Origin of the sequence: Brucella pseudogrignonensis, assembly GCF_032190615.1 — a bacterium.
Classification (GTDB): domain Bacteria; phylum Pseudomonadota; class Alphaproteobacteria; order Rhizobiales; family Rhizobiaceae; genus Brucella; species Brucella pseudogrignonensis_B.
This window is the reverse complement of record NZ_JAVLAT010000001.1, coordinates 40,522-53,813: the sequence shown is the minus strand read 5'-3', so window position 1 is coordinate 53,813 and position 13,292 is coordinate 40,522. Positions and strand designations below refer to the sequence as shown.

Genomic DNA, 13,292 nt, shown 5'->3' with positions numbered 1-13,292 from the left:
GCCTCCCTATGACACGGCTTGCCCGCGCTGTCACGGACACAATGGCAGTTAGATCCATTACGGAATATGGTACAGCCATTCTTTGGTTGCGAATTTTTCTTCGACAAGCTTTTCTGCGGCAGCAAGCTCCTCGGGAGTGATCGCTCCGCTTACACCACCGTTCAGCGATACAAACATATCCTTCATGCGATCAATGACTTCGCGGCGCGGCAAGCCGGTCTGGCTGCGAACCGGATCAACGCGCTTGGCTGCACTGGCAGTCCCTTTGTCGGAAAGCTTCTCGCGACCAATACGCAGCACTTTGAGCATCTTCTCCGCATCCATGTCGTAAGCCATTGTGACATGGTGCAGGACGGTCCCGCCTAAGTATCGTTTTTGTGCGGCTCCGCCAATCTTGCCTTTTGAGCTCGAAATATCGTTAAGCGGCTTATAGAAGGCGTCGATACCCAGAGAATTAAGCGCTTTCAGTACCCATTCATCCAGAAATGCATAGGAGTCAGCAAAACTCATATCCCGAACCAGTTCACCCGGCGCATAGAGCGAATAGGTGATTGAGTTGCCCGGCTCGACAAACATTGCACCGCCACCCGTGACGCGGCGTACTGTCTCAACGCCCATTTCTTCAGTCGCCCCCATGTCAACTTCGTTACGCAGCGACTGGAAAGCACCAATAATGATTGATGGACGCTCCCATTCCCAGAAACGCAAAGTGGGCGCACGGCGTCCAGCAGCAACTTCACGCGCCAGAACCTCATCGACAGCCAGATGCATTGTGGGCGTAAGCGGTGGAATATCGATAATCTGCCATTCATAGTCGCGCCATGTTCGTGCAACACCAAGCGCGCGGCGAACTGCGATAGCAACGGCTTCAGGACTAAAGCCGATCATGAAAGCGTCAGGATGCAGTCCTTTGCGTACAGCCTCAGCGATTTCTTCGGCAGATGCGGTTGCTGGCAATCCGTTCAAAGCATTACGAATATCGTCAAGTGCTTCTGCCGGCTCTAAGAAAAAGTCGCCTGCGACCTGAACCTGGCTCAGTTTTTCGTCCTGAACCTCCAGATCAATAACAACCAGCTTGCCACCGTGGACCTTATATTCACCATGCATTTTCATACGACCTTGCTGACGAGAAACATCAGGGCGCACTCTTGCGGATTCACTGGAAAAAGGAAACTGCGACACCGCTAATTTATGAACTTTCCGCTCAAATAAATGACAAATGCATAACATTAAGATCGTTAGAGACGTGGAACGCCGTTCATTCTATATTCAATGTCTGAGGCTTATAGAATATCATATTAACGCTCAAACAATGGTGTTCACCATGACAGCTTTTCTGTCTAACAACGTCAGCCTGATTGCTGGCGCTTCAGCATTCTTAGCATCCATGTATATGTTTGCTCCACCGCCTGCCGAAGCAGCGCGTTTGCAGCGCTGCGCTTCGGAAAACGGCATTTGTCAGCTGCCCTACCCGACCGAGGTTATTTACGGTGCAGATGGACAGGGTACATCGCGCTTTGTTGACCGTCCGGAAGTTCGTTGTTCCAATCGCGTATTCGGTGACCCGGCGCCGGGCAGAGGAAAGAGCTGCTCGTATGTTGTCCGTGACCGCTTCGAAGATCGACGTGATGACCGTCGAAACGATTGGCGTGGCAACCGTCGTGATGATCGTGGCCGTAGTCAATGGCAGCAATGCGCGAAAGAAAATGGTTTCTGTGACTTCTATGGTCGAAAATTGGTTCGCTATGGAGCCAAAGGACGTTTCGTAGAACGCGTATTCCGTGACGGTGTACCTTGTGACAATCGTGCCTTCGGCGATCCGGCGCGCGGTCAGGGTAAAGCGTGTTACATTCAGAACTAAAACAAAAAGGCGGGTAAAATGCCCGCCTTTTTTACAAATCGCATAGCATGCAACAGCTATTTAAAGCGCGGCCAATCGCGCTTCAGCAGTTTTGTCAGATGCCTTCTGCATTCCTGAATCGCGATCATAAACGTCGTTATAAAAACGTACCTTGCCGCCCGCATCCGGCCAGGCGGTGAAATAAGCGATGTAGACCGGCACAGGATTGGCAACTTTGATGCCGCGTTCACCCTTGCCAAAATATTTTCCAAGTTCATCAACTTGCTTGCCAAGTACAGCAGCTGCCATGTCACGCGGACGTTCAAGGCGAATACAGCCATGGCTCAGCGCTCGCATGTCACGGCTGAAATAAGCCTTTGCCGGAGTATCATGCATGTAAATGTCATGCGCATTCGGGAACAGGATTTTCAATTCGCCCAATGCATTGTCGAGGCTTGGCTTTTGGCGGATGCCGACATGCGCCTTACCTGCCGCAACAGCATTCCAGTTAACAGCGCTCGCCGAAACCTTCTTGCCGCCGACATAGACTTCATACCCATTGCGGTCGAGATAGCTGGTATCTCGCATGACCTTTGGCAGCATTTCATTCAGAATAATTGAACGCGGCACACCCCATGAAGGATTGAAAACGACGGTCTGGACTTTGTTATAAAAGAAATAGGTTTGATGTGTCGGCGAACCGATCACCACATTCATCGCCAATTTTTCTTTGCCGTCTTCATAATACTCGGCACGATACGACGGCTGATTGACCATCACATAGCGCGAACCAAAATCATGTGGCAGCCAGCGAAGGCGCTCCATCGAATACAGGATGCGATCACGCTTCACCGAACTCTGCTCGCCCTGAAGGGCAGCAATCGTGTTCTTGCCGATGATACCATCCGGTGTACTACCCGATAGTTTCTGATAGTCTTTGATGGCCGCCGCAAGCTCTGGATCATAGATGCTCGCATCGGCATGCGCCTGCAACACATCCCGATGCTCATTCATGTATTTTTCAGGGGCGTGACGCGTAATAAGAGCTATGACTTTACCAAGCTCATCGTTGGTATCACCCGGGCGAATAGCTTTATCAAGCGAGATACGGATTGGCGCTCTGGATGGCGCTTGTATGTTGGCAAGTTCACGCTTCAACGTGGCGTAAGCTTCGTTATTGGGCTGGAAGCCCTTTAGATAAGCGACCGGATCGCTTTCAGCAGCAAGTTTTTCAAGAACGGCTTTGGGATCAACACGGTTTCGCGGAAGATCATAAAAGCCACTCAGCCTGTCGGCAACAATTCGCCCCTCGCCTGCATCGATTGCATAACGCAAAGCGCGCGCCGACATTTTGATTTCAAAATCAGCAAGCTTCTGCTGTCGTTCTGCAAGCTGCGCTGCATCAAAATGATCGCCGGGAATAGCAACTGCATATTCTTCCGGATTGAGACCATCTTCATCAGACTGGGCGAAGAAAGCCGCGACGTCACGCGCTTTATCGAGCGCCTTGCTATCAGCCGACCAGATGAAACTGCGATGTTGTGAATAAAAGCTCACGATCGCATCAGCAATTTGCTTCTCAGCCTGAACATCCGTCGTCTTGAGATAATCCGAAGCCGCATCGAAGGCCAGCTCACCCTGCGTTTCATCAACTCTCTTAACTGGCCCAATTGGCGACATGCCCGATGTCAGCGGATCAACCGAAGACGGTTCAACAGCAGCGGTTACCTGCATATCCAAAGCGCTGAAATCGACTTTGATCAGCGCGTCTGGCTTGTAATTATAAATCTGCGGACCTTTAACCGTCACGCGCTGTGCTGGAGGCACGACTGCTCGCGGCACCGAAACGGTCTTTGTGTCGTTCTGCACAGGCGCCGCAGGGACTGCCTGAACGGGAGGCTGAACTGGCTGCGCCTGTTGCTGACGACGTTGCTGAAACAATTCCAGCAAAGAATTTGCAGCCTGTGCCTGCGTGGTTGAGAAGAGTGTCGACGCTGCTAATGCAACCGCCAATGTACTACGAATATAAGAACCGCTTTTGCGATGACTATTCATGTCGCGATAAAACTGTCTGGAGAAGTGCATTCTAACCGCCAATTCAGTGCGACCGCTTTTGAGCGAAGCCGCGTCAATCTTTGCCCGTAGAATTGATGAATCTCGTATAGAATCTTTTAACGTTAACGCATCTTCCTATTTTTTTTTGCCAGGCTCCATCAATTTTTATTGAAAAGCTAACTGTTAGATAAAGCCTCGCCCTTTGTTTTGTGCAAGATTGCGCAAAGTGCCGCAGTGGATTTCATCCCGCATCGCGTTAAAAGCCCGACAGTTTAACTACGGGCAAGCAAGCGAGGTACCATAATGGCAGAAGCAAGCGCCGCCGATCTTTTCCCGCTGGGCGAAGACAAGACCCCTTATCGCAAACTGACATCTGACTATGTTTCAGTTGATACATTTAAGGGGCAGGAAATTCTGAGCGTCGATGCGGAAGGTCTACGCATTCTGTCGGAAGCTGCCTTTGCAGACATTAATCATCTGCTGCGGCCCAGCCATTTGCAACAGCTTGCAAATATCATGAAAGATCCTGAAGCCACTGATAACGACCGCTTTGTCGCTTATGATCTTCTAAAAAACGCCAATATTGCTGCTGGTGGCGTGCTGCCTATGTGTCAGGATACCGGCACTGCGATCATTATGGGCAAAAAGGGCCGTCGCGTCTGGACCGAAGGCGGCGATGCCGATGCGCTCGGCGCTGGCGTTCTTGATGCCTATAACAAGAAAAACCTGCGCTATTCCCAGCTTGCGCCTCTGTCGATGTTCGAGGAAAAAAACACCAAGAACAATTTGCCTGCGCAGATCGACATCTATGAAGAAGGCGAAGACGCTTACAAATTTCTATTCGTTGCAAAGGGTGGTGGCTCTGCTAACAAAACGTTCCTGTTTCAGGGAACGCCATCACTGCTAACGCATGATCGGCTGATCGAGTTTCTGAAAGACAAAATTCTGACCCTCGGGACCGCCGCCTGCCCGCCTTATCATTTAGCAATCGTTATCGGCGGTACATCTGCCGAAATGAATTTGAAAACCGTTAAGCTTGCTTCCACCCGTTATCTTGATGAACTTCCCACCAAAGGGTCGGAAACCGGCCATGCATTCCGTGATCTTGAAATGGAAGCGGAAATTCACAAACTGACACAATCGCTGGGCGTGGGCGCACAGTTTGGTGGCAAATATTTCTGCCATGACGTGCGCGTTATCCGCCTGCCCCGTCACGGTGCGTCGCTGCCAATTGGTCTTGGTGTTTCCTGCTCCGCCGATCGTCAGGCAAAGGGCAAGATCACCAAAGACGGTATCTTCCTTGAACAGCTCGAAACCAATCCAGCGCAATATATGCCGGAGATTGACGAGGAAAAACTCTCATCGCATGTGGTCAAAATCGACCTTAATCAGCCGATGGAAGATATTCTGAAGGAACTGTCGAAACATCCGGTTAAAACCCAGCTTTCTCTAACAGGTTCGATTATCGTTGCACGCGATCTGGCGCATGCGAAAATCCGCGAACGTCTGGAAAATGGCGAATCTATGCCAGATTATTTCAAGAACCATCCCATCTATTATGCTGGCCCGGCCAAGACACCGACGGGGTATGCATCAGGTTCCTTCGGCCCAACCACGGCAGGACGTATGGATTCTTATGTCGATCAATTCCAGTCGTTTGGTGGATCGATGGTAATGCTCGCAAAAGGCAATCGCTCGCGACAAGTGCGCGAAGCCTGCGGCAAACATGGCGGCTTTTATCTCGGATCAATTGGTGGTCCAGCAGCCCGCCTTGCTCAGGATTGCATCAAGAAAGTTGAAGTCGTTGAATACCCAGAACTCGGCATGGAAGCCATCTGGCGCATTGAAGTGGTTGACTTCCCTGCCTTCATCGTCATTGACGACAAGGGCAATGACTTCTTCAAAGAACTCAATCTAGGCTAAAAACAAAGGGCGATCTGACCAAGATCGCCCTTATCTTTATCTTGGATCGCGTTTCAGGCCTTTTTCGACAAGCTCATCCAGATAGGTCTGCCAGAGCGTTTCTTTTTCTATGCCAAGCTTATGGAGATAGTTCCACGAGAACAGGCCCGTGTCGTGCATGTCGTCAAAGGTGATGCGAACGGCATAATTACCGACTGGGTCCATACGCATGATTTCGACATTGCGTTTGCCGCCAACGGTCACGCGTTGTTCCGGCGAATGGCCCTGCACTTCCGCAGATGGTGATAAAACGCGCAACAATTCCGCCGTCAGTTCAAAGCGTTCGCCACCGTCAAAAGCCATCGTCAAAAGCTTGCGATCCTTTGAGACACGCAGTTCAGTGGGCCAGACATCACTCATATTCATTCTCCGTCGCTTTGAAAGCGTATGTTTCTTCAATAAACATGCCGTTCATTAGCGTCTATTCTTATTATTCGCATTTTGTTGAAGGTGGTTTGATTGAGCACGAACTGGACAAAGTGAAAGAGGAAAACTATCTCTATTCATAAATAGCGAGCAAACTTCGCGACACATGGGAACATATGGCAAATCTTACGCAACAGCTCCTTCAACGGCCTGATGTTTCTCCGAATGGACCGATGGTCGATCCGTTTGGACGCGCTGTTACCTATTTGCGTGTATCTGTTACCGATCGTTGCGATTTCCGCTGCACCTATTGCATGGCAGAGCATATGACTTTTCTGCCGAAAAAAGACCTGCTCAGTCTCGAAGAACTCGACAGGATTTGCAGCGCATTTATTGCTAAGGGCGTGCGCAAGTTGCGGCTGACTGGCGGTGAACCGCTGGTCCGAAAAAACATCATGCATCTCATTCGCGGTCTTTCGAGGCATTTGGAAACTGGCGCACTGGATGAGTTGACACTCACCACCAACGGTTCACAGCTTGTCCGCTACGCAGATGAATTGGCTGATTGCGGTGTGAAGCGTATTAATGTTTCCATCGATACGCTTGATCCGGATAAGTTTCGCACAATCACCCGCTGGGGCGATGTTCATCGTGTCATCGAAGGAATTGATGCCGCGCAAAAAGCTGGTATCCGTGTAAAAATTAATGCGGTCGCACTTAAAGAATTCAATGAATTTGAAATCCCGGAGCTTATTCGCTGGGCGCATGCGCGCGACATGGATATGACGCTCATTGAGACAATGCCGATGGGCGAAATCGAAGTGGATCGGACAGATCAATACCTTCCACTCTCGAAGCTTCGCGCCGACCTTAGTCAACAGTTTACGCTAACTGATGTGTCTTATCGCACTGGTGGCCCTGCCCGCTATGTCACGATCAAGGAAACGGGTGGCCGTCTTGGCTTGATTACTCCGCTGACGCATAATTTTTGCGAGAGCTGCAATCGCGTGCGTCTTACATGTACGGGCATGCTTTATATGTGCCTTGGTCAAAATGATGAGGCTGATCTGCGTGCGGCGGTGCGTGCGAGCGAAAGCGATACCGTGCTCAATGATGCGATTGATGAGGCTATCTCCCGCAAGCCCAAAGGCCATGATTTCATTATTGATCGTGAACACAACCGTCCAGCAGTTGCCCGTCATATGAGTCTCACAGGCGGATAAATAATTTAAATAAGTTCACAACAAGTATCGATTGGACCGAATCCAAACGATAAGCTAGCGATATGAAACCATAAACCGGATTTCATATCGTGCCGCAGTCAGCGAACTTCCGTGCCAGCGTTTTCATGCTCCTTGCAATGGGTACTTTCACCATTGGCGACACGATAACCAAGTTCCTTCTTGAGCAGATGAACAGCGGACAATACATGTTCATTCGCGGAATTTTTGCGACCATCGCTATTGGCTTGCTTGCGTGGCGCAACGGAGCATTAAGTAGTCTATCCATGGACCGAATGACGCTGCTTCGGGTTATTGGTGAAGTTGTAGCCACGATTACGTATATTTATTCACTCGGACATCTTTCACAGGCATTTTGTTCAGCAGTTTTTCAGGCAACACCGCTGGTCGTTACCCTCGGCGCAGTGCTATTTCTGAATGAAAAGGTTGGCTGGCGACGCTGGATGTGTATCTCAGTAGGCCTGATTGGCGTCATAATTATCATTCGGCCGGGTGCCGACAACTCAACAAGTTTTGCTGCTGTTGGCGTTTTGCTGTCCAGTGTTTGCTTTGCCGCGATGCGTGATATCGCCACGCGTCGCGTACCAGCACATGTCCCAACGCTTTATCTCTCAACGCTAACCGCCGGAGCAATCGCATTGACGGGCGGCGCACTGACTGTTCCCATGGGCGGTTGGCAACCCGTGGGGCTAGAACCAATACTTTTCATGGCTTTAGCGGCAGGACTTTTGTTGATTGGCTATCACTTTATCATCATGGCAATGCGGGAAGGCGAAATATCATTTGTGTCGCCATTCCGCTATTCAAGCTTGCTATGGGCGATAATGCTGAGCACCGTCGTTTTCAATCAGGCACCCGATTCGTATACAATAGCCGGGTCGGTTCTTGTCGTAGGAAGTGGGATTTACATGGTCTATCGCGAGAATATTCGCAAAAAACGCGAACAGAAATTGCGCAAACTGGAAATTATTTAATGACAAAAGCAATGCACGTCGCAGGCGCTATTATCGCTGGAGGGCAATCCAGCCGCATGCGTGCAGATGGTATTGCTGGCGATAAATTCCTGCAATTACTTGGTTCTAAATCAATTCTGGACCACGTGGCTGCTCGACTTTCACCACAAGTCGATCACCTGTTTATTAATACAAACACCAACAAGAGTGGCCTCCCTGACTTGAGCTTACCCATAATTGTCGATGCTCAATCTCATTATGGCGGGCCGCTTATTGGTCTTAAGACTGCATTCGAGTATGCGCACAAATTTTCATTCTTGCTTAGTGTTACTGGCGACTGCCCTTTCATTCCTTCCGACCTGATGATCCGCCTCTATGAACGCCAACAAAAAACCGGTGTGCGCATTGTTATGGCAAGTTCCAAGGGCCAGGTTCATCCAATTTTCGCTCTTTGGAAGCCAGATCTCCTACAGCCACTAAACGCGTGGCTGGAACATACTGAAAAGGCAAGTGTATTGGCTTTTGCACGAACCATCGGATTTGAGACGGTTGATTTTCCGCTCCAAGCATTGCCGAAGACCAACGAAACCTACGATACATTTTTCAACATTAACACAGCCGAAGACCTGAACAACGCAAGAAAGCTCTATGAGGCGCTGCAATGACCGAAGAAAACATTGGTACCAAAAAAATATTCGGCATCACAGGTTGGAAAAACTCAGGTAAAACAACGCTCACCGAAAAGCTTGTTCAAGAATTTACCAAGCGTGGCTTCAAGATTTCGACCGTGAAACACGCGCACCACAACTTCGACATTGATCACGTCGGCACGGATTCGTGGCGCCACAGAAACGCTGGTGCGGGTGAAGTGGCAATCGTCTCATCTGCGCGTTATGCGATCATGCATGAAAATCTGGGCGAAGAAGAGCCTTCACTGGAAGAGGTTGTCGCAAAACTCTCGCCTTGCGATCTGATTCTCGTAGAAGGCTATAAACGCGAATCTCATTACAAAATTGAGCTGCGACGCACAGGTGGACACACGGGGCCGACCCTTTCGGACGGCGACCCAACCATCGTTGCTATCGCCAGCGATCACAACAATCACGACGCGAAGTTACCCGTGTTTCATTTGGACGCGATTGCGGATATTGCAGACTTCGTTCAGCAAGCCATGAAGCTATGAGGATTTCTCTTATTTTTTCACATCTGGCAGTGCTAAAATTGGAAACATTGCCATAATACGCAAAAATCCCTTTTAAATAGCCATATTGCGTGCACAATTAAATTACGCGGACCATCTTGCAATCCACCCGGAATTGGTGGGATTATTAGCTTCTGGGTAGATGATTGGGCATGTTCAAGAAAAAATATTGCGCGTTGTTGTGTCCAGCATCTATGTGTAGTGAATGAAGGATCACTGTCAGACTTGCTAATGATAAAACACGTCGACAGCATCCTTTTAAGCGGCTGAACCAGAAAAAGAATCAGGGAACCAGCCACAACGAAACGAGAGGACTAGGAATGCGCGTTATTCAGCGTATCGCTGCAGCAACATCCGTAGCAGCACTTGCAATCACACTCGGCAGCATGACCGCCGGTATCGCCAATGCTCAGGAACCCCTAAAGCTTAAAATTGGTACGGAAGGCGCTTACCCTCCATTCAACTTCATCAAACCGGATGGCACACTGTCAGGCTTCGACGTTGATATCGCCAAGGCGCTTTGCGACGAAATGAAAGCCGAATGTGAATTCGTTACGCAGGAATGGGACGGCGCAATCCCAGCCCTTCAGTCCGGCAAGTTCGATGCCTTCATCGCATCCATGTCGATCACTGACGAGCGCAAGAAGCAGGTCGACTTCTCAAACAAATATTACAACACACCTCCCGGTGTTGCAGCGCCTAAGGACACCGACATCAAGGGCGTCACCAAGGAAGATCTCGCAGGCAAGACAGTTGGCGTGCAGGTTTCGACCACGCATTCCAACTATTCTGAAAAGACCTTCACCGACAGCACGATCAAGGCATATCCAACTGCTGAAGAATATCGTCTTGATCTGGCAAACGGTCGTCTTGATGCCGTCAATGACGACAGCGTGACTTTGGCTGAATGGCTCAAGTCGCCAGATGGCGCTTGCTGTAAGATGGTGGGCACCTTCCCGCCTGTGATTGAAATTCACGGTCCAGGTGCAGGCGTTGCTTTCAAAAAGGGCCGCCCTGAGCTTATCGAAAAGTTCAACGAGGCGATCAAGGCAATCCGTACCAACGGCAAGTACAAAGAAATCAACGACAAATACTTTGATTTCGATGCCTATGGTGCAGAAAACTAACATAATTTAACTTTTATGCGCCGGTTTACTCCCAAGTAAACCGGCGCGACTATTTGGACTGTTCATAAATTTCAAGATCTGTAAAAGGCGCGAGGCCGCGACTTTAAAACAGGCGTAGCAAACAGATCCAAGGGAAGAGATTAGGCGCATGGAACATTACGCCACCTTATTGAGCTTTGGTCCAGAAGGATGGGGCCGAAGCATCGCCTGGGGACTTCTCGTCACCATTTCGCTTGCTCTGGCTACATTACCGCTAGGATTAATTCTGGGATTTCTGGTTGCGATCGGAAAGCAATCCTCAGAACCTTCCATGCGACTTGCAAGCAATATTTACACGACTATTTTTCGTGGACTGCCCGAACTTCTAACACTGTTTCTGGTCTATTTTGGTGCGTCGCTATTGCTCCAGCAGGCACTCGCATTTTTCGAGATCAATGCGAAAATCGAGATTAATGCCTTTGTCGCCGGCATGATCGCATTGGGTTTTGTTTTCTCGTCCTATTCGAGTGAAGTCTTTCTATCCGCTTTCCGCGCCATTCCGCGTGGACAATATGAAGGCGGCTATGCGGTTGGTCTTTCGCATTGGCAAACCATGCGCAAGGTCATCTTGCCTCAGCTCATCAAGATTGCTTTGCCGGGCCTCGCCAATCTCTGGCTCGTGCTGTTGAAAGACACATCGCTGGTCTCGGTCATCACGCTCTCTGATATTCTGCGTCAGACATCGATTGCAGCGCGTGTAACGAAAGAACCGTTTCTGTTCTTTGGCGTCGCATGTCTGCTCTATCTCGCTCTTGCGATCATCTCCTCCTACTTTATCAACCGTATCGCTCGCTGGGCGGATGCCGGTAACAACGCGTCGCGAGGAGCCTGATTATGAGTGAAACCATTTCAGAGGTTCTTGCTCCGCCGCCGGTTGAACGTAAGTGGACGCGTCTCAGAATAGCTGGGCATATCATTGTTGCGGTGTGGGCGCTGCTCTTTGCGGGTCTAGCTATTTATCTCTACAACACGTGGCGTGTTGATCTGTTCGAAACCTATGGGCCGCGTTACTGGTCCGGCCTTCTGGTCACACTGCAACTGGTCGCAATTTCCATCGTGATCGGTGCGATCCTATCGCTACCAATCACCGCCGCGCGAATGTCTAAGAACCGCTTCCTGCGCAGTCTGGCATTCGGTTATGTTTATTTCTTCCGTGGCACACCGCTTCTGGCCCAAACATTCCTGATCTATTACGGTTTTGGTACGTTCAGACCTTTCCTCGAAAGCATCGGTCTATGGGTGTTTTTCCGCGATGCGTGGAACTGTGCTATCCTTGCCTTCTCGCTCAACACGGCTGCTTATCAGGCAGAAATCCTGCGTGGCGCTATTCAAAGTGTGGCGCTCGGACAATGGGAAGGTGCTGCGGCCCTTGGTATTTCAAAGCGTGTCACATTCTGGAAAGTCATTCTGCCGCAAGCTTTGATTGTTGCACTTCGCCCTTACGGCAATGAAATCATTTTGATGATCAAAGGATCGGCAATTGTTGCAATCATCACGGTCCTTGACCTGATGGGCGAAACACGCCGCGCTTATTCACGGACTTTCGACTTCCAGACCTATATCTGGGCAGCAGTTATCTACTTGCTTATCGTCGAATGTTTGCGACACATCTGGGATTTCCTCGAAAGACGATTAACCAGACATTTGGTCCGATAAATTAAAAGAATAAAAGAAAACTAATCGCCCCCGGTAGCCTTGCAGCCACCGGGGACGATCTGCTTTAAATGTACGCCTGATCTAAAGCATGTCGCGGAAAAGTGGGAACCGGTTTTCCGATAACGACATGCTTTAAAGCGTGATGAACGCAATTCTATAGTAAGATGACAGGCCAAAATGTTAAAAATCTGGGGTCGAATTAATTCAACCAACGTAAAAAAGGCGCTTTGGGCAGCCGAGGAACTTGGTCTGGAATATGAACAGATCGACGTCGGCGGGCAGTTTGGCGGGTTGCAGAATACTAATTTTCTAGCCCGCAATCCCAATGGTCTTATTCCGCTTTTGGAAGATGGCGAGACCACTCTCTGGGAATCAAACGTCATCGTTCGTTATCTGGCGGCAAGCAACCCTAATGGTGGGTTGTGGATCGAAAGTCCAGCGCAGCGCGCACAGGCCGAAAAGTGGATGGATTGGGCTTCAACGACCCTTTACAATGATTTTCGTGACATCATCATGCATCTGATCCGCTTGCCTGAAGACAAGCGCGATCCGGCGATTTTGCAGCGCGGTATTGATGGGCTTACACGCTCGTTCCAAATTGCGGAAGAAACGCTTTCCACTCAACCATGGCTTTCAGGCGAGACTTTTGGCATCGGCGATATACCGCTGGGCTGCTATGCCTATGCTTGGTTTGAATTTCCGATGACGCGCCCTTCTTTGCCGCATTTTGAGGAATGGTATCAGCGCCTGACGCAACGCTATGCTTATCGCAAAGCCGTCATGACACCCCTCACCTAGTGTGGTGGATTTGAAGTTCCTATCATTTCTGTTGCAATCACATTTAGGAACTTC

At 49.8% G+C, this 13,292-nt stretch carries 13 protein-coding genes; 10 read left to right on the top strand and 3 right to left on the bottom strand.

Going from position 1 to position 13,292, the window contains the following annotated elements; translation table 11 throughout:
- Positions 1 to 57: 57 nt before the first annotated feature.
- Positions 58 to 1,113, bottom strand: a complete 1,056-nt coding sequence (locus RI570_RS00315; protein WP_313826454.1) for a biotin/lipoate A/B protein ligase family protein — start codon at positions 1,111 to 1,113, stop codon at positions 58 to 60.
- Between the two features lie 211 nt (positions 1,114 to 1,324).
- On the opposite strand from RI570_RS00315, the gene RI570_RS00310 reads away from it, so the two are divergent.
- Entirely contained in the window at positions 1,325 to 1,861 is a 537-nt protein-coding gene (locus RI570_RS00310) for a hypothetical protein (RefSeq protein WP_313826453.1), read from the top strand.
- Positions 1,862 to 1,921: 60 nt separating this feature from the next.
- Here the strand turns inward: RI570_RS00310 and RI570_RS00305 are convergent, their stop codons facing one another.
- Positions 1,922 to 3,925, bottom strand: coding sequence for a murein L,D-transpeptidase (locus tag RI570_RS00305; RefSeq protein WP_409558604.1), 2,004 nt, complete (start codon positions 3,923 to 3,925; stop codon positions 1,922 to 1,924).
- A 273-nt stretch (positions 3,926 to 4,198) separates the two neighbouring features.
- Here RI570_RS00305 and RI570_RS00300 point away from each other — a divergent pair, with 273 nt between their 5' ends.
- Positions 4,199 to 5,818 (top strand): fumarate hydratase, encoded by a 1,620-nt coding sequence (locus tag RI570_RS00300; RefSeq protein WP_313826452.1) that lies wholly within the window; start codon positions 4,199 to 4,201, stop codon positions 5,816 to 5,818.
- Positions 5,819 to 5,854: 36 nt separating this feature from the next.
- On the opposite strand, the gene RI570_RS00295 is transcribed toward RI570_RS00300, so the two are convergent.
- A complete protein-coding gene (locus tag RI570_RS00295; protein ID WP_313826451.1) occupies positions 5,855 to 6,217 on the bottom strand; it encodes a DUF971 domain-containing protein in 363 nt (120 codons plus the stop codon).
- A 182-nt stretch (positions 6,218 to 6,399) separates the two neighbouring features.
- On the opposite strand from RI570_RS00295, the gene moaA reads away from it, so the two are divergent.
- From moaA to RI570_RS00255, 8 genes are all read left to right on the top strand, one after another.
- Positions 6,400 to 7,446 carry a GTP 3',8-cyclase MoaA gene (moaA, locus tag RI570_RS00290; protein ID WP_313826450.1) on the top strand — a complete coding sequence of 349 codons (1,047 nt, stop codon included), beginning with the start codon at positions 6,400 to 6,402 and terminating at the stop codon, positions 7,444 to 7,446.
- Between the two features lie 125 nt (positions 7,447 to 7,571).
- A complete protein-coding gene (locus tag RI570_RS00285) occupies positions 7,572 to 8,438 on the top strand; it encodes a DMT family transporter (RefSeq protein WP_409558639.1) in 867 nt (288 codons plus the stop codon).
- Positions 8,438 to 9,082: a molybdenum cofactor guanylyltransferase gene (mobA, locus tag RI570_RS00280; RefSeq protein ID WP_313826448.1), complete on the top strand. Its 645-nt coding sequence runs from the start codon at positions 8,438 to 8,440 to the stop codon at positions 9,080 to 9,082. Before RI570_RS00285 ends, mobA begins: the two co-directional genes overlap by 1 nt.
- Positions 9,079 to 9,600, top strand: coding sequence for a molybdopterin-guanine dinucleotide biosynthesis protein B (mobB, locus tag RI570_RS00275; RefSeq protein WP_313826447.1), 522 nt, complete (start codon positions 9,079 to 9,081; stop codon positions 9,598 to 9,600). Before mobA ends, mobB begins: the two co-directional genes overlap by 4 nt.
- 338 nt (positions 9,601 to 9,938) lie before the next feature.
- Positions 9,939 to 10,745 carry an ABC transporter substrate-binding protein gene (locus tag RI570_RS00270; RefSeq protein WP_310010277.1) on the top strand — a complete coding sequence of 269 codons (807 nt, stop codon included), beginning with the start codon at positions 9,939 to 9,941 and terminating at the stop codon, positions 10,743 to 10,745.
- Between the two features lie 148 nt (positions 10,746 to 10,893).
- The gene (locus RI570_RS00265) at positions 10,894 to 11,616 is read left to right on the top strand and encodes an ABC transporter permease (protein ID WP_313826446.1); all 723 of its coding nucleotides are present in this window, start codon (positions 10,894 to 10,896) and stop codon (positions 11,614 to 11,616) included.
- A gap of 2 nt (positions 11,617 to 11,618) precedes the next feature.
- On the top strand, positions 11,619 to 12,440 hold the full coding sequence (locus tag RI570_RS00260) for an ABC transporter permease (RefSeq protein ID WP_313826445.1): 822 nt from the start codon (positions 11,619 to 11,621) through the stop codon (positions 12,438 to 12,440).
- Between the two features lie 177 nt (positions 12,441 to 12,617).
- Positions 12,618 to 13,238 carry a glutathione S-transferase gene (locus RI570_RS00255; RefSeq protein ID WP_313826444.1) on the top strand — a complete coding sequence of 207 codons (621 nt, stop codon included), beginning with the start codon at positions 12,618 to 12,620 and terminating at the stop codon, positions 13,236 to 13,238.
- Positions 13,239 to 13,292 lie beyond the last annotated feature (54 nt).